17 protein-coding genes are annotated in these 20,226 nt (G+C 40.2%); 10 read left to right on the forward strand and 7 right to left on the reverse strand.

Going from position 1 to position 20,226, the window contains the following annotated elements; translation table 11 throughout:
- Positions 1-35: 35 nt before the first annotated feature.
- From CSQ79_RS01890 to CSQ79_RS01900, 3 genes are read right to left on the reverse strand one after another with little or no spacing between them, the layout of a single operon-like run.
- A complete protein-coding gene (locus tag CSQ79_RS01890) occupies positions 36-2,624 on the reverse strand; it encodes a DNA translocase FtsK (RefSeq protein WP_099699494.1) in 2,589 nt (862 codons plus the stop codon).
- The gene (locus CSQ79_RS01895) at positions 2,621-4,600 is read right to left on the reverse strand and encodes an AAA family ATPase (RefSeq protein WP_099699495.1); all 1,980 of its coding nucleotides are present in this window, start codon (positions 4,598-4,600) and stop codon (positions 2,621-2,623) included. The genes CSQ79_RS01890 and CSQ79_RS01895 overlap by 4 nt, the downstream gene beginning before the upstream one ends.
- A gap of 48 nt (positions 4,601-4,648) precedes the next feature.
- On the reverse strand, positions 4,649-5,476 hold the full coding sequence (locus CSQ79_RS01900) for a hypothetical protein (RefSeq protein WP_099699496.1): 828 nt from the start codon (positions 5,474-5,476) through the stop codon (positions 4,649-4,651).
- A gap of 633 nt (positions 5,477-6,109) precedes the next feature.
- Here CSQ79_RS01900 and CSQ79_RS01905 point away from each other — a divergent pair.
- The gene (locus tag CSQ79_RS01905) at positions 6,110-8,332 is read left to right on the forward strand and encodes a hypothetical protein (RefSeq protein WP_099699497.1); all 2,223 of its coding nucleotides are present in this window, start codon (positions 6,110-6,112) and stop codon (positions 8,330-8,332) included.
- 25 nt (positions 8,333-8,357) lie between these two features.
- Here CSQ79_RS01905 and CSQ79_RS01910 read toward each other — a convergent pair whose 3' ends face one another.
- Positions 8,358-8,609, reverse strand: coding sequence for a hypothetical protein (locus CSQ79_RS01910; RefSeq protein ID WP_143755408.1), 252 nt, complete (start codon positions 8,607-8,609; stop codon positions 8,358-8,360).
- Positions 8,610-8,871: 262 nt separating this feature from the next.
- Between CSQ79_RS01910 and thrC the strand changes: the two genes are divergently transcribed.
- The 5 genes from thrC to CSQ79_RS01935 all read left to right on the forward strand — a co-directional run bounded on the left by thrC (position 8,872) and on the right by CSQ79_RS01935 (position 13,218).
- Complete coding sequence (gene thrC, locus CSQ79_RS01915; RefSeq protein ID WP_502693899.1) at positions 8,872-9,963, forward strand: threonine synthase; 1,092 nt, start codon at positions 8,872-8,874, stop codon at positions 9,961-9,963.
- A 53-nt stretch (positions 9,964-10,016) separates the two neighbouring features.
- Entirely contained in the window at positions 10,017-10,454 is a 438-nt protein-coding gene (locus CSQ79_RS01920) for a DUF29 domain-containing protein (protein ID WP_099699772.1), read from the forward strand.
- Positions 10,455-10,513: 59 nt separating this feature from the next.
- Positions 10,514-11,434: a YihY/virulence factor BrkB family protein gene (locus tag CSQ79_RS01925; protein WP_099699500.1), complete on the forward strand. Its 921-nt coding sequence runs from the start codon at positions 10,514-10,516 to the stop codon at positions 11,432-11,434.
- A 153-nt stretch (positions 11,435-11,587) separates the two neighbouring features.
- A complete protein-coding gene (locus tag CSQ79_RS01930; protein WP_099699501.1) occupies positions 11,588-11,983 on the forward strand; it encodes a DUF4112 domain-containing protein in 396 nt (131 codons plus the stop codon).
- 296 nt (positions 11,984-12,279) lie between these two features.
- Positions 12,280-13,218, forward strand: coding sequence for an alpha/beta fold hydrolase (locus CSQ79_RS01935; protein WP_099699502.1), 939 nt, complete (start codon positions 12,280-12,282; stop codon positions 13,216-13,218).
- A gap of 14 nt (positions 13,219-13,232) precedes the next feature.
- Here CSQ79_RS01935 and CSQ79_RS01940 read toward each other — a convergent pair whose 3' ends face one another.
- Both CSQ79_RS01940 and CSQ79_RS01945 read right to left on the reverse strand, forming a co-directional pair.
- On the reverse strand, positions 13,233-15,485 hold the full coding sequence (locus CSQ79_RS01940; RefSeq protein ID WP_099699773.1) for a glycosyltransferase: 2,253 nt from the start codon (positions 15,483-15,485) through the stop codon (positions 13,233-13,235).
- Positions 15,486-15,606: 121 nt separating this feature from the next.
- Positions 15,607-16,197 carry a TetR/AcrR family transcriptional regulator gene (locus CSQ79_RS01945; RefSeq protein ID WP_099699503.1) on the reverse strand — a complete coding sequence of 197 codons (591 nt, stop codon included), beginning with the start codon at positions 16,195-16,197 and terminating at the stop codon, positions 15,607-15,609.
- Positions 16,198-16,380: 183 nt separating this feature from the next.
- On the opposite strand from CSQ79_RS01945, the gene CSQ79_RS01950 reads away from it, so the two are divergent.
- The 3 genes from CSQ79_RS01950 to CSQ79_RS01960 are packed head-to-tail and all read left to right on the forward strand — an operon-like array spanning position 16,381 to position 18,333.
- On the forward strand, positions 16,381-16,974 hold the full coding sequence (locus tag CSQ79_RS01950) for an antibiotic biosynthesis monooxygenase (protein WP_099699504.1): 594 nt from the start codon (positions 16,381-16,383) through the stop codon (positions 16,972-16,974).
- An 11-nt stretch (positions 16,975-16,985) separates the two neighbouring features.
- Positions 16,986-17,429: a VOC family protein gene (locus CSQ79_RS01955; RefSeq protein ID WP_289500270.1), complete on the forward strand. Its 444-nt coding sequence runs from the start codon at positions 16,986-16,988 to the stop codon at positions 17,427-17,429.
- Positions 17,430-17,448: 19 nt separating this feature from the next.
- Entirely contained in the window at positions 17,449-18,333 is an 885-nt protein-coding gene (locus tag CSQ79_RS01960) for an aldo/keto reductase (RefSeq protein WP_099699505.1), read from the forward strand.
- Positions 18,334-18,364: 31 nt separating this feature from the next.
- Here the strand turns inward: CSQ79_RS01960 and CSQ79_RS01965 are convergent, their stop codons facing one another.
- Positions 18,365-19,531 carry an MFS transporter gene (locus CSQ79_RS01965; protein ID WP_099699506.1) on the reverse strand — a complete coding sequence of 389 codons (1,167 nt, stop codon included), beginning with the start codon at positions 19,529-19,531 and terminating at the stop codon, positions 18,365-18,367.
- Between the two features lie 77 nt (positions 19,532-19,608).
- Between CSQ79_RS01965 and CSQ79_RS01970 the strand changes: the two genes are divergently transcribed.
- Entirely contained in the window at positions 19,609-20,184 is a 576-nt protein-coding gene (locus CSQ79_RS01970) for a TetR/AcrR family transcriptional regulator (protein ID WP_099699775.1), read from the forward strand.
- Positions 20,185-20,226: the final 42 nt, after the last annotated feature.

Here is a 20,226-nt window from a genome sequence, read left to right on the forward strand (position 1 = left end):
TTAGTTGTATAGGTTATGCGATCGCTTTCTCATAATTATGGTAGCTGAATCGTTTTCGCAAATAAGCTTTGTAATCGATGTAGTTGTGCGCCACCTTGGTAGAGTAAATCGCCTTTACCGAGTAAATAAGCTGCTGAAGTTTGTTTTCCCCCTAAGATAATCGCAGAATCAGCCTCACTCGCAGTCCGCAGCGCAACTCTTCCTGGTAAATTTGAGCGGATAATTGGAGTAACGACTTTAGCTTCAGGACGTTGTGTAGCAATGATAAGATGAATTCCTGCAGCGCGTGCCATTGCACCTAATCGTTTAATACTTTGTTCGAGTGCATTGCGGCTTTCTTTTTCTGCCATAAAATCAGCATACTCATCAAATATACAGACGATACGGGGAGTTGAGAAATGCGTTTTCTGATTGTAGCTATTCAAATCGGCACATCCTGCTGATTCAAACAGTTGATAGCGCTGTTCCATTTCTGTCACGAGTCGATCCATTAATTCAATTGCCTGTTCGGTATCCTTAACTACAGGTGAATAAAGCGATCGTATCTGTTCAAATTCTGGAAACGTGACTCGTTTAGGATCGACAAGCGCAACTTTAAGATAATCTGGGGAATGACGAGTAATAAGACTAAGAAGCAGCGATCGCAAAAACTCACTTTTACCACTACCAGTGGTACCACCAACCAAAAAGTGACAAGTATTCGGATCAGACAAATCAGCTTCTACAAGTTGTCCTTCTAAGTTTACCCCAATAGCAATTTTTATCTGAGCATCAATAGATAACACTTGCGATCGCACATATTTTTCAAAGCTAGCGACTTGGCGATCTTGACGCGGTAAATCAACACTGATATATCCTGCTTGCGGTGCAATCAGAGGAGGATTTGCGAGTCCTAACTGCACCTGTAAGTCATTAGATAAGCGTAAAATGGAACCAACTTTAACTCCTGCATGAGGTTTGAGTTTCACACGTACAAATGCAGGTCCAATAGCAGCACCTTGGTACTCAACACCAATACCAAAAGATTCTAATGTATCAACTAACTCTTTTCCAGTGCGATCGGCGTTAGGAGTTGAGGCTTTGGAATTGTCCTGAATAGATGGAGATGACACTACTGATAAGCTATCAATAGCGATCGCTTCACTGTCGTTAAAAAAAGATTGGCATTTTTTGTGCTGTGGACAGACGTAACATAAATCAGGCTGACTTGTAGGCGGTGGTGGATCGGGTTGCGGTGGTTCCCAAGTTAACCATTGCTGCATTTGTTGCATTTTTTGGGGAACAAGTTGATGTACTGTTTTCTCCAGTTGCTCCCATGTAAAAGTGAGTTCATGCAAATCGGGTAGTACGCTATAAACGGCGGAATTAATCTCAACACCAATCTTTTTACGCAGCATATAACTGTAAAGCGCGACTTGCGCTAACTGGGCTGATTGATCGACAGCTTGATATGATTTATACTCAACTACACACAAACGTTGCTCAGCAAAATCGTAGATAAGGCTGTCACATCTACCTTTAATTAACTGCTGCGTTCCATTGGGAAGCGTAAAGTAATGTTGAATTTTCAGTTCTTGCGCTAGAAATGTTTTAGAAATAACTTCTTGTGCTGTACAGTAGCGACGATTACCAATCAATAACTGCGCCCAACGGTGAATAAGTTGCGTAAGTCCTAACCAAAGTTGATGTAATGCGGGTGCTTTTCCAGGTTCTTTCTGAATAGATACTTGTAGATAAGGAAAAAAAACTTTTTCATAGAATAATTTTTGTAATGCAGAGGCGATCGCTTCTACCTCTAATTGTTCAATATTTAGTTCAAACAAAGCCGAAAACTGCGAGTCTTGTTTTGCAATACGGACAAATTGATTTGATAATTCATGAAATGCTGTCCCAATTCCAACTGCAGTATCCGCAGGTAAGAAAAGTGTCATTCCGCCAAAGTGATAGCCTAAATAAAACAATCGCGGACACTCAAAGGCTACTCTGACATTAGTAACACTTAAAGAAGGTTCAGTTTTAGCTCCTAGCATATTATATGTAGGCTCAAAGTTACTTTTTGCTATCTCAATTAGTCGTCGATGCACGTGAGCTAGATACACTGTGTCCATCTTGGCATACTGTAACTGCTTTGATGTTAATGGTCGCTGTCCCCAATCGCTTCCCTGTTCTGTTTGATCTATGTTGACAAAGTGACAAAGTTCTGATGCTAAGGTTTTTAATTTTAAATTTGTAACAGACAGAGAGTTTTTAGCTAACTTTTTTGCGATCGCCCAAGTACAAGTTACGTTTTTTGCATCTTTTTTTCCTAAAAATCTTAAATCATAATTAGCATTATGAAAGACTTTTTCGATTTGGGGATTTGCCATAATTTTATGAACGAAATACGTTACTAAATTAGGCTTATCCAATACGTCTAAAATTACCGTAGAGTTACCTGTACGATCCTCATGATTGCTTAAAACCTGAATTAGAGACAATCTAGGGCAAGTAGTTTTGTAATCAGCAACTTCTGTATCTAACCAAAGAATGTTACTAGAGACAATTTGATGAATAAATACTCGAATATCATTGTCTTCAGTAAGATATAGTGCCTGTGTTAATTTATTATTGAGAAGTTGATTCATTTTGAATTAGGCACCAAACAAACGAGTTGTGCTTCAGGTTTTGCCTTAGGGTCAAGAATTTGCACTTTATTTTCTTGGCATAACTGCTGAATGAGTGGTTCAACTTGTAGTTCATTGGCTTGAGGAAAGCTTTCAAGTGCATTTTGTATTAATGTATTTCGCCCTAAAAGTTGCTGTGTTGTAACTAAGTTTATGAGAAACTCTTTTACTTGCTGTAGCTCTAGATCTGGATCTCGATCTGGCTTGGGTTCTGCTTCTTCAGCAAGAGTTCCTAAAACTTGCAATAAACTACAATTTTGCAATACTTGAGCCTCACGCACAAAGGCTTGTAATTCTTTTAAATCAGGAATTTTGTCTATAATAACTAACTCTTTAGAACTAACAGCATTAACCATGCTGTGGTAAGTAGCTAGGTAGTGAATCGAAGTAAGATCTGGTACAATGTGACAATGAGGTGAACCTTTAAAAATTTGCTTGTAGATTTGATAGCCTTGATTCGTTTTGCTACCTAGTTTTTCTGCTCGAATCAGAAACAAAGTTTGACAGTGTTTTTTTTCCAAAGCTTTGTGACAACCTTTCATCACATAAAAAAAACTACTCATATTGGGATCTTCCATCCAGACAATTCCACCTTGTTTTTGTTGTGATGGTAAAAAACAACTTAGGGAATAACTGGTATAAGTAGGACTAGGTAAAAATTTTGGGTGAGTTTTTAATTCCAAAACTTCCAAGGCTTCACGTAACATTTGAATTAGCTCTGGCGAGGATAAATAACGAATTCGCGTAATTTTCTTTTCAATTTTCTTAAGTTCTTTACTCCACAGTAATTGAAAAGCAGCTAAATGAGGTTTAACAGGGGGTGAATCAATTACCTTTAATTTATACAGTTGAAATAATTGTCGTCCCAGAATTAGTGTATTTCTAGGAAAGGTTTTGCCACCAGGAAAATTTTCGTCTAAAACTTGTCGCTTTAATGGATAGATTGAAGAGATTGGCAATTCATCAGCTTCTTCATGTAAAGGAAAAAGGCGAGATTTCCAAATTGCTTCCGCTTCGTCAAGTTTGATGGGTTTGAGGACAACTAAATCATCAACTCTTACTCTATCGGCTGATTGAACGCGGTTCTTATTTTCTCTCCATGTATTCGTAATAATGCTAATAATAATTAGAAAGTTTTTTAATGATTGATTGTGAATACTAGAGTTAACGCTAAATAATGCTTGTAAGTCAATAAATCCATCTGTACGTGGAATATTATCGAGTTGGTCAAAACATAAAACAATTGGTTGAGTTTGGGCAGAAATTTTGCCAAAATTAGCTAAAATATTCTGGGCTGCATCTTCGGTAACAATTGTATTTTTGACTCCTAGCGCTTCCAGACTATCTGCATCAAGATCGTCGCCGCGTAACCAATCACAAGCAAGTAGGTGTAGTTCGGGATTAAGTAAGTCATACAACACACCAAAAAACTCATTGGCGTTGTACATATCAGACGGACAAGTTATTTTTAACTTGTGGATAAATGCTTTGCGATCGCCTAGTAATTTATCTATAAGATTACGTTGTTTAAAGATCGACAAACTCTTTAGCCATAACAACAACTGTGATTCTTGTTGTCCTTCTGGTACTTTAAGTAAACTGTCAACTGTTTGACGTAAAGTGTGTCGCCAAATAAAATGACTATCAGCCCAAGGACCAATGTAAACAAAAAAGGCTTTAGAGTTCAGTGTTTGCTTCAGCCTACCCAAAAGATGACTTTTACCTGAACCAGAATCACCAGCAAGCATTATTGTGCGCGTCCGATGATCTTTTGCTATCTGAGCTAAGGTATACTCAATTGTAGTAATTGCTTCTTGGTGAATCGAATCAACATTCAACGCTGGATCTTGCTGTTCTTGCCAAAAGTTACCTGGTTTGAAGGTTGTCGTATCAAAGGGGTTAACTTCGCGTTGGATAATTTGATCTATAGATGCCATCCTGCTACCTTGATAAAAACTGAGTACTACAGATAATTCAAGAAAACTTTAATTCACAACAATAAAAAATAAAGGTCCACCAATATCCTGAGGAATTCCTGCATCAATTTGTTCTGGAGTATAAGCAGTAACCTCTTGCAAGGAACTCAATTCAATTTGGTCATTGCGCTGTAAGCGATACAGTATTTTATCTAATTGCTTACGTGAAATTACGGAAGCAAGTTTCTGGCGTAAATGAAAAATTGGTAAATAGTTTTCTGTACCTAATTCTTGATCTAAACTTTGAATCGTTTGAAAAACTTCTAAGTCGTTCGGTTCTTTTGCTAGCGTTGCTGATACTCCATTTGATTCAGTATAAGTATTCGTTTCTGTGTTAAAACTTTTACGTATAAAACGTATATAGTTACTTAAAAGCTCTAGACTAATAACAGGTTGAACTCCTTTGTTAGGAATATATTCGTCCCGTAGATATGCTTTACCTTGTTCAGATAGCCAAACTTCTTTAACTTTAGTCTCTACCTCAATTAAACCGCGTTCAGCCAACCCTTGAATTACTGCTTGTCGTTCCGCAGTAGGGATTTTGGTTTCTCCTGGCGAAATCTTTTTGTTTTCACTAGCTTTCAGGGCTTTGAGTTCATTTTGAGTAACTGGTACTTGGGACTGATCTAATTTAAGTAGGGCTTTTCCTGGAGGCGCAATCTTAAGTTTTGTAACTTCATAGGAACATTCAACTAAACCGCGATCGCATAGTTTACGGCAAATTTTATTTCTTTCTGCTGCTTTAGTATTATTACCCAGGTTGATTTCAGTTAGTGATATCCGGTAATCGGTAAAACCCAATAATCTCAACAGGAACTTAAGTTCAATTGTCTCCATAAGCATTCACTTTTCACTTATTGATGATTCATTGCTAAATTGAACTACTGCGATGTAAATTAATAATTTACATTTTTATAAGTAGCATTTATGCGATCGCTAATTTCTTTGTTACTAAATAAAGTCTTGATAATTCAAGAAGACTTTAAGCTTAAATGACTCATCCACATAAAAACTTTATAAAAAGAGTAAACTACCTTAATGAAATAGTTGTTTTTACTTAGAGTAATTATTGGAAGCATTACAAACAAATCAGTTTAATGAAGTTGTTTATACATCAAGCACAATTCTACGGAGATATAATCAATATCAACAAAATTACCAGCGTAAATATACGGAATTCTGAAAATAAAGTTATGCTAAAGCATAATTGATCGCCATACCCAAAAAATAGCTATTTACTCCTCATAAATATGTGTAAAAGCTGGTCAAAACAAAGTAAAGTTAAAATATACTGGTAAAAAATAATGCATGAAATAGCTGCATTAACTAACTTCAAATCACTTCTTATTAGCAATGATGTCGGATGCTTGAACGCAAATGCCAAAACACAAGCATAAACTAACCAGATACACGCTTGCTGATACATCTTTTCTGCAGCACAACTCAAGCTATGAGAAAAGAAAAAAGCAAATGGCATTTTTATTAGGAACGACGTTGTTGTTGGGTGCAAGCGGCGTAGTCGTTAGCAGTATATGGTTGAGTTATAGTTTGTTTTTTAATCCAAGTGCGATCGCATCTCTCAATGAATTCTTACCGCAGTGGGCGCAGCTACCGTTAAATCAAGAACCAGCCCAAACTCTGACACAAATTTCAGCCGAGTTGAATAAACAAAGAAAAAGTGCTGGGAAACCGTTACCTTTAGAAGTTAATTCTGCTAATTCGCAACCAACGTCTGTCATCTTACCTGTGCGATCGCAAAATCAGCAGATCGTTGAATTGCGAGTGTATCGCATCGCGGATGCTAGAAATCTTCTGAATCAACCGAAAGGTGAAATCCACTATCAGTTTATAACTCAAGCTGATGTAACAGGACCTGAAGAATCATTTGTTGTCGCACCCCTCATCAATCCAGAGACAGCAGATACAAGTTCAAATCGTCCCCTACCAGTAACCGAACTGCGTCGGTTTGAGAGTACGACACCAACCCAAGGAATTTGGTTTTATCTTTGGGGAGAACGACAACGAGGACAAGCGATCGCCTACGGTCAAATTGTCCACTATAACCCCGATCGCTCCTATCTTAATTTAATGTTGCCTTGGACAAGTCCCACTCAACCACAATGGCAACAAGCGATCGCCGGAGGTTCTCCAGAGTTAGTTATCGATCAAACCGTTGATTTAGAACCGCGATTGCAAGTTTATCAACTAAAACCTGCCAATTTCATTTTTGATCCACTGCAATTAGAACCTGTTTCGATTGCCGAATCTGCACTAGATAGTCGCGACTATCAAAATGCACTACTTATTGCCCGTAGTGGATTATGGACACCTGCCGAGAAGTGGTTGCAGTTTATCAAACAACAACGTCAAAAGCATCAAGCATGGTCAAGTGCAGCGCAAGCACAACTCGATTTTATTCGATTACACGCCGAAAAAAGCCAAAAGCGAGCAAATCAAACTTGGGCAAGTCCTAGTCAACAAGTTCTCGCTCTTTTAATCGATGGGCGTTGGGGAGAAGCCCTAAAAGTTTTTCAAGCTTCACCGACAAATACACAAGAAATTACGACTTTATTAGAAACAGATAATGGACGATTAGGCAATCGTGTAGAAGTTGCGTTACGTGTTAACCCGAAGCGAACTGAAGTCAAAGCTTGGGGGGCGCTACTTAAAGGCGCACAACAAAGTAGAAGAAATGCGATCGCCTGGCTAAAACAGCAACCACAGACAACATCGGCTGATATTGCTTATATCCAAAAACTCCTCAAACGTTTAGAAGGTGATTTCTCATCAAATAAAGTTGCAACTTCTCATTCCAGTCGCTTTGTTGGTACAGCACAACAAGTTACGCAAATCAATCCTCAGCAATGGCTGCAAACTGCGCCAACACCCTTACAAGTCACAAACCAACGAACATGGTATCAAATCCAACTTAGCGCCTATCACGATGGCAACACCTGGCAACAAGCGCCGTTTAAGCTTACACCTCAACAAACCGCAGCCCAATATTGGGAGCAATTAGGTTTAGATTCAGACGCAGAAGTTCAAATTGTTTCTTGGCTACCAGGTGGATATCAGCAAATCGATCTTGCCGTTGTCAAAGCTGTGCAATTACAAGGTAGTACGCTGAAGTTATTAGCTGTGTCTGATGCGTTTCCCATAGTATCAGCTTCACGACAACTAGCACTTACTAAAGCAACATCACAGTGGCTACAACCCCAAACAATCGCTTTTTCTGAATTGACACAACAATCGCAGCCTATTGAAATTGTCCAAATATTACCTCAGTTATGGCAGGAATTGCAAAAACGCAACCCAAATTCTCAAAAAACGCCTGTCCCAAATGTAGAGAAGATGCTAAAGCAACTAGGAGAATTGCCAGTACAGTTAATTGACTTAGATGGTGATGGTACAGCGGAAGTATTAATGATTATCTCTTCACAGGAGATTGCTGCCGTTCATAATTTCGAAACCAATCTACTTCAACAAAATGATTCGCGATCGCACACAATTATTTTTTCACACAATGGACGTATACTTTACAGTGAGTTTGGCAGTGCTACTGAGCATCGCGCGATCGGAATCGCCGATCTGGAGGACGATCAGCCTCCAGCATTATTAGTTGCTACTGACAAAACCTATCAACTCAAGCGCTGGTCTTCTCAACACCAACGCTTCGATTCATTTCAGCCATGAAGTTGTAAGCCTACTACTTGTAGCCTCATTTGACTGATACTTCTTCAGCAGCCGTATGACGCTGTTTTTTAATTGCTTGCAACTGCTGCAACAGTGATTCTACCTCTGCTTCTAAATGCAGAAATTTAACTTGTACACCAGCAGCATATAAAGATTTTTGTGAATCGTCCCAGGGCGATCGCTTTTGGCGATGGGCTTCTCCCAATTGCGCTGTCGATGTTCCAGAAACCGTATTTACTGATTGATTATTATCCACCAACGTGGAGGAAGGAGACATAGTAGCTGAACAAATTCCCATCGTTATATTAAATAGTTATTTTTGCCTACTCACACCAAAATGTTATTGTACCTCTATCTTGGAGCATAGTTGTATCAAGTGTGTCGATTTTATAACTGGCTATGTGCTGTACCCTATGATAGTTCACTTGTCAGAGTAAACTAAATAATACAAGCTGAAGATCTGTTAATATCGCTTTTCAACTCAAAAAGTGAATTAACGCTCACTGGCTCTCTATATAACTAAAGTTGCTGCAAACACCGTGACTCTGATTGCTAACAAATCTACTAACCGCGAAGTTTGGTCTGGATTAATCAAAACGTACCAGCAATACTTACCTGTAACTGAAAATACACCAGTAGTAACACTATTAGAGGGTAATACTCCGTTGATTCCGGTTCCCTCAATCGCCCAACTCATCGGTAGACAAGTACAGATTTTTGCTAAGTACGACGGGCTAAACCCTACAGGTAGCTTCAAAGACCGAGGAATGACAATGGCGATTTCCAAGGCGAAAGAAGCAGGGGCGCGGGCAGTCATTTGTGCAAGTACGGGGAACACTTCTGCAGCAGCAGCCGCCTACGCGAAGCGTGCGGGGATGAAAGCCTTTGTCCTAATTCCTGATGGCTATGTTGCTTTAGGTAAGTTAGCGCAAGCACTACTTTATGGTGCTGAAGTGTTGTCGATCAAAGGAAACTTTGACCAAGCACTGAAAATAGTCCGCGAGATGGCAAACAGCTATCCGGTTACTTTGGTTAATTCAGTTAATCCTTATCGCTTGGAAGGGCAAAAGACCGCAGCATTTGAAGTGGTTGATGCTTTAGGTGATGCGCCTGATTGGTTGTGTATTCCTGTAGGTAATGCCGGCAATATCACAGCATATTGGATGGGGTTTTGTCAATACCATCAATCCGGTAAATGCGATCGCCTACCCAAAATGATGGGCTTTCAAGCTGCTGGGGCTGCACCGTTGATCACTGGAAAACCTGTAACGCACCCTGATACTGTTGCGACAGCAATTCGCATCGGTAATCCGGCAAACTGGGAAAAAGCGATCGCAGTAAAGTCTGCCAGTAAGGGAGAATTTCACGCGGTTACTGATGAAGAAATCTTAGTAGCATACCGTCTACTCGCTGCTCAAGAAGGTATCTTTTGCGAACCTGCAAGCGCGGCTTCAGTTGCGGGAATGTTAAAAGTTAAAGACCAAATTCCCACAGGCGCAACTGTTGTGTGCGTACTTACTGGAAACGGACTGAAAGACCCCAACACAGCAATTGATAACAACCAAAATGCATTCAAGCCAGGAATAGAACCTACCCTCGAAGCTGTAGCAGCAGCAATGGGAGTTATCTAAAAATTACGTGACATTAATACAATTTTTAGATGCAACAGGATAGTGGAGAGTTTATGCTGAAAACTACCAATTACGACAAAGATTTTGTTGCTTGGTCTGATGAGCAGGCGATGCTGTTGGAACAGGAGAAATTCAGCGAATTAGACTTAATCAACTTAATCGAAGAGGTACGAGATTTGGGCAGCAGCGATAAACACGCCTTAAGAAGTAACTTGAGAATCGTGTTACTCCACCTGCTCAAATGGCAATTCCAGCCTAGTTATCGCTCTAATAGTTGGCTATCCTCGATTGTTGAGCATCGACAGCGAGTTGAGGAGTTGATAGAGAAAAGTCCTAGCCTTAAATCCTATTTAGAAGCAGTGTTCGGCGAAGTTTATCTTAAAGCTGTCAGAGGAGCAGCAAAGCAGACAGGTTTATCTGCTAGTAGTTTTCCTGATACGTGCCCTTACACGCTTGCAGAGGTTCTCGATCTTGACTTTCTTCCAGATTAGAGGCACTCGAGCTTACCTTACTTTATAATTTCTTTAGCCTCTGACCCCTAACCTCTCGAATGTTTAAAACCCGCTTTGTCAGGTTTTTTCGCCACATCACTTGGGCTACTTTAAGAGCAACATTTGTGCGTGTCGGTGAGCGAAGACTACTAGGTTTGTCAGCGGAAATTGCTTATAACTCAATGTTATCACTGTTTCCTGCAATTCTTGCTGTACTGACAGCGATTAGTTTGTTTCAAGAATCTCTACAATCTACATTTAAACAGCTAGCATTGCGACTCAGTACAGTTGCACCAGATGAAGCACTCTTTTTGATTCGTAACTTTGCTCAAGAAATTACTCAAAATAGAAACAGAGGCTTATTTTCAATCAGCTTTGTTGCAGCCATTTGGATTGCATCTGGGGCACTAAATACTATTATGACAGCTCTCGATCAAATTCATCAGATTCCTCCAAAGCAAACGCGCCCTTTCTGGAAAGCTAAGTTAATTTCGATTGGTCTGACTATCGGCTCAATTATATTATTAGTATTCGCTTCTTTCTTAGTATTTCTTAGCGATTTGCTCTTAGCGTTTTTTGTACGTGAAAGTGGTTTGTATTTCTTATTGTTTGTTTGGCAAATACTGATTTGGCCTTTAGCTTTAGGGGTTATGTCTTCCGCTTTTGCTTTTATTTATCGCTATGGTCCAAGCCGCTGGAATCCTGGCACGCCAATGATGCCTGGTGCAATTTTAGCAGCTATTTCTTGGGCAATTTTATCTGCTTTGTTTCGGATGTATGTAGCAAATTTTGGAAACTATAATCAAGCTTATGGTGCAGTTGGCACAGTCATCGTTTTAATGCTGTGGTTATATATGAGTGCAGCAGTTCTTTTAGTCGGCGATCAGCTTAATGTCTGTGTCGGTGAAGCAATGCGATCGCGCTCTAAAACTGTGATAGAAATTGGCGATCCAAACTCTAAGGTAAAAAATTCATCATAAATTTACTCACTCTCTAGATTTATTTCTCTAGATAACTTCTTTTATAGAAACTCTTCCTTTGCGATATACGTAAATATTGCTACAGGTACACTACAAGTAATATTGAGAAATGTTTAAATTAAATTATAAAAGATTAATGGTTGTGTTTCATCTATGACCCAATCTGCTGCTCAGTTTGCCAGTAAAGTTGCGGCTCACCCTAAACTTACCTCAGTACAGCGTTTACGTAGGTTTAGCCGTTTGCTTGATAATGCTATTGGCATTCCAGGGACAAAATTTCGGATCGGTATCGATCCCATTATTGGTTTAATTCCTGGTGCTGGAGATATTGTTGGAACAGCACTTTCTGCTTATATCGTTGTTGAAGCAGCAAGGTTAGGAATTCCAAAAGCCATATTGGGACGGATGGTAAGGAACATTGTCATAGAGAGCGTATTTGGCTCAGTTCCAATCATCGGTGATATGTTCGACTTTGCTTGGAAAGCTAACATGAAGAATGTGGACTTGCTGGAAGAATATCTCAAGAATCCTCAAAACATTGCAAAGTAGAATTACCGCTCTAGACACGCTTAAAATATTTCTACAATAGATAGGCTGAAAGTTAATCAGCCTATTTTTTAGTTAAATTAGGTAATCAATAGACCTCCTGCATGAACACGCTTGTAAATAAATTCGCACCTAAATAAACTAAGTACACGGAGGTGGATTTACTCATAAATCTATTTCTTACAGTGGGCGGAGCCACACTTTGTTTGAGTAGCCCCGACTTCAGTCGTAGGGCATTTGTGTGATTCAGGTGGGAAGTCTCATAATTTCAGCAAGCAATTCTGCTCAGATATAAGCTAATGCAAGACTGGTGGAGAGAAACTTTTCCAAAAGGGCGGCAAAATTTAACGATCGCCGATGCTAATGGTCATCCTGTTTCAATTGCTTATGGAGAAAAAGGTACAGGAAAACCACTAATCTTGATTCATGGTATTGGTAGTTGGTCTTATAGTTGGCGTCATTGTATTGAACCACTCTCAAAATACTTTCGCGTGATTTGCTTTGATGCGAAAGGATACGGTTTCTCCGAGAAACTAGCACATCCAGAACACCCAGGGCATCAACTGATAGAATTAGAGCGGATTATTCGTGCTTTATGTAATGAACCTGCGATTGTAGTAGCAATCTCTTTAGGTGCATTGGTGAGTCTTGCAGTTATTCAAGAGCATCCAGACTTATTTGCAAGTTTAGTCTTAATTAATGTACCAATATTTCCTGAACGATTACCTAACCGATGGATGCGATCGCTTTCCGATTTGCCAATTGAATTATTAAAAATCGTTGATTCGCTGCGGTTAACATTCCTTTTCTCGACGCTTGTCCGCGCGATCGTGCGAGTCGAACGCCGTGAAGTTTTGGTAGATTGGTCAGCAGTCACACCTGAAGAAGTCTATTGGATTACTTACCCCTACATTTACATCCCTGGAACACTAGCGAAAGTCACTGAAGAGCTACAAATTGCTGCCCAGGAAATCAAATGCTTACAGCAAAAGCAACCTAATTTAATTAGTAAAATTCAAGCACGTTTAGGTGACATTACTTGTCCAACACTCATTGTCTGGGGCGATCAAGATCGCTGGTTTCCGGTAAGTGATGCTGAAAAATTGCGATCGCACATTCCCCATTCGCAAGTAAAAATTCTCCAAGACTGCGGTCACGATGCACCTGCAAACTCTCCTAATGAACTCAATGCTGCAATCTTAGAGTTTCTCTGCAAGACAAGTTTCCTCACTTATTAATACTTACTAAAAAGCTATACCTGAGCAACTTTAATAGCACTCGCTGATAAATTTCGATTAAACAAAACTCGCGGGCGCAGTAAAATTTTAAATATCAGAAATAAAGAAGCTAATTCTCCTGGTGTATTCTGAATTTTCCATTGTCCAGGACGACAAAATAATATTTCTATTAGTTGACATTGTTGAGTTAAATCAAGTGTCTCAAAAGATATCCGTAGTGTAGGAAATTCACCGTCAAATCTACTTTGGATAATTTGCCCTATTAAAGTTAATTTTTCCTCCATTATTTCTAAGGTTACTGGTATAACTGTATGCGAAAAAGAACTTATTGATTGAGTTAAGATCACTTCTGCCCCCACTTCTGAAAGCATTGTCGTTATACCCCAAAACGTTTGATCAGCAATTTTGAGTTGCACAATTCGTCTGAGGTAAAACCACGCAAATAAATCATTGGGAACATCAATTAAAATTAGTAAGGCGATCGCGATCGCAATTAAGTTATAAGCACTCCAGATCCAACCTAAGTTAATCCCTTCAAGATGTTGAGACATTTCTGAAGTTACCCATGCACCTTTGACGATACACATTCCTAGATTACGCCAGAGACTAATTGCTGTAGCGATGAATAAAATAATTAGAGGTGAAGCAAGTTTCCAGTTGAAAGTATAGCGATCGCTTGTAGTTCCTTTGGGCGTTACTTTAAAGCCTCTAGAAAAAGGACGCAGCATAACTTGAATTGTATTCAATGCTAAGGGAAAACATAGAACTAGCGAGTAAACATCTGATAATAAAGCTGAGCGCGATCGCCCGTTTAACCAAGCAAATACTGTTAATTGAACTAAATAATAAGGCAAAAAGAAATATAAAAGTTCTGGTATTGTTGCTCGAATAGGAATAATATTCAAGAACGAATAAGCTAATGGCATTATGAGAAAGCCAACCCGAGAGATACTCGTAAACCAGTGCAGCAAGCCTTCTAAATGAGCTAATCTCTGTAATAGAGTTAACCCTGGAATCGTTAATGGATTGGCACTAATAAAAAAACCTTGTAATGTACCTTGTGCCCACCTTAATCGTTGTGTAGCATGAGCAGCAATATTTTCCGCAGCTAAACCTGCGCTCAACTTTTCATTCAAATAGACAAGTCGATAGCCTTGAGCAGATAAGCGGATTCCTGTAAAGTAGTCTTCACTGAGTGAATCTGTAACAAAGCCCCCAGCCATTTCTAACGCACTACGACGCACCACAAACGAAGTACCAGAACAGACAACACTACCTGCTGCATCCCGAATCGGCTGAATTTGTCGATAAAAAACCTCTTCTTCAGATGTAAGAATGTTTTCTAACCCTAAATTACGAGTAATTGGATCGAAATTATAAAAGCTTTGTGGTGTTTGTACTAAGGCAACAGAATTATCTTGGAAAAAACCTACAGTGCGTGTTAGAAAGTTTTTTGTTGGTACAAAATCTGCATCAAAGACAACAATTAATTCACCCTGAGTTTGCCTAATTGCATGATTTAAATTTCCTGCTTTGGCGTAGTTGTTATTAGGTCTGGTAATATATTCGCAGCCTAGTTTTTGAGCTAGTTTTTTGATTTCTGGACGTTTAGTGTCATCAAGCAGATAAATTGTTTTGCATGGATACTCTAAGGCTTGGCATCCAATAATTGTGCGCTTAAGAATAAACTCAGGTTCATTATAAGTCGGAATGAGAATATCAACTGTAGGAGTAAAACTACCATCAATAACAGATAAGGAGCATTGATCGGCTTCGCTGTGGCGATCGCTCACATTTAGCATTAAAAATAACTGAATCGTACCACTGAGTAATATCAGCCCTTCAAAAAAAAACAACCCTAAGCTAAATACACCATTTAACGGATCGGCAACATTTAAAGTAGAAAGCGATCGCCATAAGATATAGCGCATTGTCAAGATTAGCAAAATTCCTACAACTAACTGTCTTGCCCAAACACGCGGTTGAGGAGATATTTTTGTAACTATAAAAACTATCAAAAAAAGTACTACTGTAGGTGCTAACAAATACTCACCCATAACCATAGGTACTGCAAGCCACATGGGAGGATTTTCTTGCAGCACTTGAATTTGTGCAAAAATTTCTGAAACTCTATCTTCACCTGTAAACCAGGCTGTAACAATAATTGCGCATAAAGTGAAAATTCCTACAAGTACCAAAGTTGCTACTCGCAATCGCCGCACGCCTCGGCGTCTATCGACACCTTGGCTATCAACCTGAGAAATCATGATTTTTCTAGTTTGTACTGCTGCTAGGAAAATACCAAGTTCTTCTCCCAGCAAAATGATTTCTCTTTAAGAAGTAAATGAGATTTCTCTGAGAAAGTAAATGAATAGCAGGCAATCGCCCTTATTGCTTGATAGTTTTGAGCGCCCATTGAGGTAATTCTTCTGCAAACTGATAATCAAGCGGTAAGTGTCCAACTAAAAGCCGGAAGTAGATAGGTCCATAAAGAATATCGATCGCCAATTCTGGATCAAGACTCGGCTCAAACTCGCCGTTTTTTATTCCCTGCTCAATGATAGCTTTAGCCGCAGCGCGGCGGGGGTAGATAAAGTGATCGCGGTAACTGGCTAGGGCTTCTGGTTCCGCTTGTCCCTCAGCAATAATCTGCGCTACGATACGCCCATAGTCCCCGCTAAAGGCTTTGATGAGCGTCGCCATTTGTTGCGAGAGTGCTTCTGTTGCTGATAAACCTTCAGGAAACTGAATCTCAGGCGACAGTTTTTCTAAAAATGCATCCATCACCACTGCTACTTTACTCGACCACCAACGATAAATCGTCGTTTTACCGACTCCAGACTCGCGGGCGATCGCCTCTATCGACAAGTCTCGCAATGTAGTTGTTTTAAGTAACTCCCAAGTTGCGTCTAAAATCGCTGTCTTTGCTTCTTCAGAGCGAGGTCGTCCAATTCGTTTATTGGCAGGGCTTTGAGGCATTTTTGAAATAAATGCTTGACATCTAAGCTCTATTCTAATACGATACGTGTCATAAATAAACAATACGCAACGAAGCGAAATAAAAAAGGGAGGTTATATAAAGCATCTATTCTGACCAGCTTGGCTGAAATCACACAGAAATTTTGGAAAATCGTGCTGTTAGCAACAACTTCAGCTTAAATTATGCTTGCAACAACAATGCATTCTAAAGTCAACACAAACAATTCCCAACCGATCGCGGTGTTAGTGTCGCGTCATCCACGTAAAGGTAAAGAACGCGAGTTTGAACAAGCCTTATCTGACACAATTCACACCGCGCTTCAATTTCCTGGTCATTTGGGCGTAACTGTTCTCAAACCCCAACCCAATGAATCGGAAGCCTATCGAATTCTCGTCAAGTTTGACTCAGCAATGCATTTTCAGCACTGGTATCACTCAACTGCTGCTCATTATTGGTTTAATACTCTGGCAGATTTAGAAGAACAACCAGCCAATTTAGAAGTGATGACCGGACTCGAAACTTGGTTTACGGTCAGTAACAATACGCTTCGACCGATCATACCACCACCGCGTTACAAAATGGCACTCGTGACATGGATAGCTATTTTCTTACTCATAGTCGCAATCAACATATTATTTGGTAGCTTCCTAGCTTCGTTGTCAATGTTGCTGCGTAGTTTTGTTCTGACTGTTGTGTTAGTTACGTTGATGACCTACGTTGTTGTGCCGAGAATGACACGGTTATTCAGTGGGTGGTTGTATCCAAAGCAACGCTAAAGGAAAAAATTATGACACAGTCAAATGTCACTGCTAATAGTTTAAATTCAATGCAAATCGACCATGTGGCATTAAATGTACCAAATTTTCAAGAAACGATCGCGTGGTATCAAGAAAAACTGGATGCCAAGATTGAGCGAGAATGGACAGTTGATATTTTTCCCGATCTCAAACTAGCTTACTTAAATGTGTACGGATTTCGCATTGAAATTGTTGGTAGTACTCAACCGCAAGCTGGAATGCCAACAGCAGAAAACTTCGGCGACGGACTGCGCACCAGTGGTATTGGACATTTTTGTTTCCGTGTAGATGATGTTGATGCAGTACTTGCGGAACTGAATCGCCGAGGCGTAGCAACGTTTGTTGAACTCGGTAGTTACCCAAATGCTGGAGTTCGGCTTTGTTTTGTGAAAGACAATAACGGCAATCTGATTGAGTTTGTCACTCCTCTATAGATTTCTAAAAAGGTCTACAATGAATGCGCAACAACCATCTATTACTTCCACATTTCATTTGGGTGGAGATCTGATCATCAATCGTCTTGGCTACGGCGCGATGCGACTAACCAAACAACCTGGCAACTTTGGTCCCTACGCTGACTGGGAAGGGGGACAACAATTACTCCGTCGTGCTGTTGAACTGGGTGTAAACTTCATTGACACGGCTGAAGCTTATGGTCCTGGCTACAATGAAGAACTAATAGCCGCTGCACTTCACCCTTACCCACCTAATTTAACTGTTGCAACCAAGGGCGGCGTTCTTAAAACTGCACCTGATAATATTCGCGCCGATGGTTCACCTGAAAGTTTACGTCGCAGTTGCGAAGCTAGCTTACAACGTCTGAGAGTTGAATGCATTGATTTGTATCAACTACATCGTCCTGACCCTAATGTACCGTTTGCTGAATCTGTAGGGGCGCTAGCAGAACTACAACACGAAGGTAAGATTCGTCATATTGGCTTGTCAAACGTGACGCTCAACCAATTGGAAGCAGCCCGAAAGATAGTTGCGATCGCTTCTGTACAGAATCGCTTTAACATTACAGAGCAAAGTGGAGCAGACATTCTTGACTATTGTACCCAACACAATATTGCGTTTATTTCCTACGCACCCCTAGGCGCACATCCTCTTAAACGCGGCGCACCAGTTGCGAATACACAAGGAATCCTCGCAGAGATTGCAATACGTCATGGCGTGAAACCTAATCAGATTGCCTTAGCTTGGATGTTGCACCGTGCGCCCAATATTGTACTGATTCCAGGAACAACGACGAGTGCTCATCTAGAAGAAAACGTTGCAGCTGCCTCAATCAAATTCACAAATGAAGAACTTGAGTTGCTCGATAAACCTCTTGCATAAATCGCAACTGCTCCTTGTTTTAGCAACAAATTCATTCACGAAGCTTTCCAGTAGATAAAGTTCCCATCAAGGATACTACTGTCATTGCGACTAACACAACTATTACAAAACCAAAAGCGACTTTGAGATCAATTTGATCGGCAATGCTACCTAGAATGAATGGTGAAATTAAAATTGCCATCCCCACTCCAATCGAGAGACGTGCAACTGCTAGATCAGACTGCAAGTTAGCAGCACCAACTGCAAGTGAGAGAATAAGAGGATAAAAGTTAGCAATACCAAGCCCAGCAATAAGTAAACCGAGAATGTTGATTGGGGCAAAATTAGCCAACCAAAACATTGGAAAACCGAAAAAAGTTATTGCGATCGCACCTAATAGTAAAATCTCATCCCGCACAAGCCGACTAAGGCGGCTAAACATTACACGTCCAACAAAACCCGATAACACAAAAATACTCATCGTGCTAGCTGCATGACTCCTTGTTAAGCCAACAGCAGTTTCTAGAAAATCTGCACCCCAAAAGAAAATGCAGTACTCAACTGATACGCCTAGGAAAATGACTACCCAGTAGATCCAAAATGTTCTTGGCAATTTTTGATGTAGTGCACTTCCTGCAACTTGAGGTGTTGCAACAACGGGAATAGATTGTCGAAACTTTATGCTAATCAGAATTAATGCGATCGCCGCCGAATACAAAGCACTGCGCCAGCCCCATCCTATTTGCTGAAAACCACCGATCAACAAGGGAACAAGACTCGCACCAATACTAGCAGCAATATTTGCCTCAGTCAGCGCTAGTGTACGCTGTGCCTGATACTGATCAGAAAGTGCTGCCTGAATTGTCATCTGAAGAATAGAACCAAGTAGCCCTAAAAGTAATGTACTGGCAATAGTAAAACTTGCTTGAGGTGAGAGTGCTAAAGTTAAAGCACCTAGCGACATCCCAACAGCACCAGCCCATAAATTAAAACTACGTCCCCATATCTGAGTTGTGCGCTCGCTCACCAATCCAGCTAAAATCATCCCCAACGCAAACGCACTGAAATGCAGTCCGCCTACGATGTAGCTCATTCCCAATTCAGCCCGTAGAAATGGCATGAGTGGACCTAAAGCCGCTTGTAAATACGCAAAGTAAGCTGTCATCAAGTACGCTAACCAGGTAAAACGATTCCGTACAAATAGAGCTTTTGCTGGCATAGTGTATGTAGTATTTTTTATATTTGACTAATCGTTCCAAAATTGTTATAACAGTTTTAGAAGGGCAATTAAAGTTGATGGCGCGTAAGAAAGAGTTTGATCGAGATGAGGTGCTAGAAAAAGCAATGGAAACTTTCTGGTGCCAAGGATATGAAGCAACATCAGTCCAAGACTTGGTTGAACAAATGGGAATAAACCGAGGAAGTCTTTACGATACCTTTGGTGATAAACGCGCCCTATTTCTCGCGGCGATCGCGCATTACAATAACACAACTTTTACAGAAGCGATCGCTCAATTAGAAGCACCAGGCGCAGCTAAGCAAGCAATTGTAGATTACTTTCAAAACTTCATTGAGTGTGCCACAAATGACAAACAACAACGCGGTTGCTTGATAACCAATTCAGCCGTAGAATTGGCACCACATGACCAATATACTGCGAGTTGCATTACTGCCCATCTTCAGCGCCTAGAAAATGCTTTCTATCATGCCTTAGTTAACGCAAATGAAAAAGGTGAAATTACTCCTAAACAAGATCTGCGAGCTATAGCACGTTTCCTTACCTGTATTCTGCAAGGCTTACATGTCATGTGCAAAGTCAAGCCTTCTGTCTTGCAAGACATTACAGACGTAGTTATCTCTGTTTTAGATTAAGATAACTATTTTTTTCAGTTAAACTGGAACGTTCATTCCAAA

The sequence above is a fragment of the Gloeocapsopsis sp. IPPAS B-1203 genome, from assembly GCF_002749975.1.
GTDB lineage: Bacteria > Cyanobacteriota > Cyanobacteriia > Cyanobacteriales > Chroococcidiopsidaceae > Gloeocapsopsis.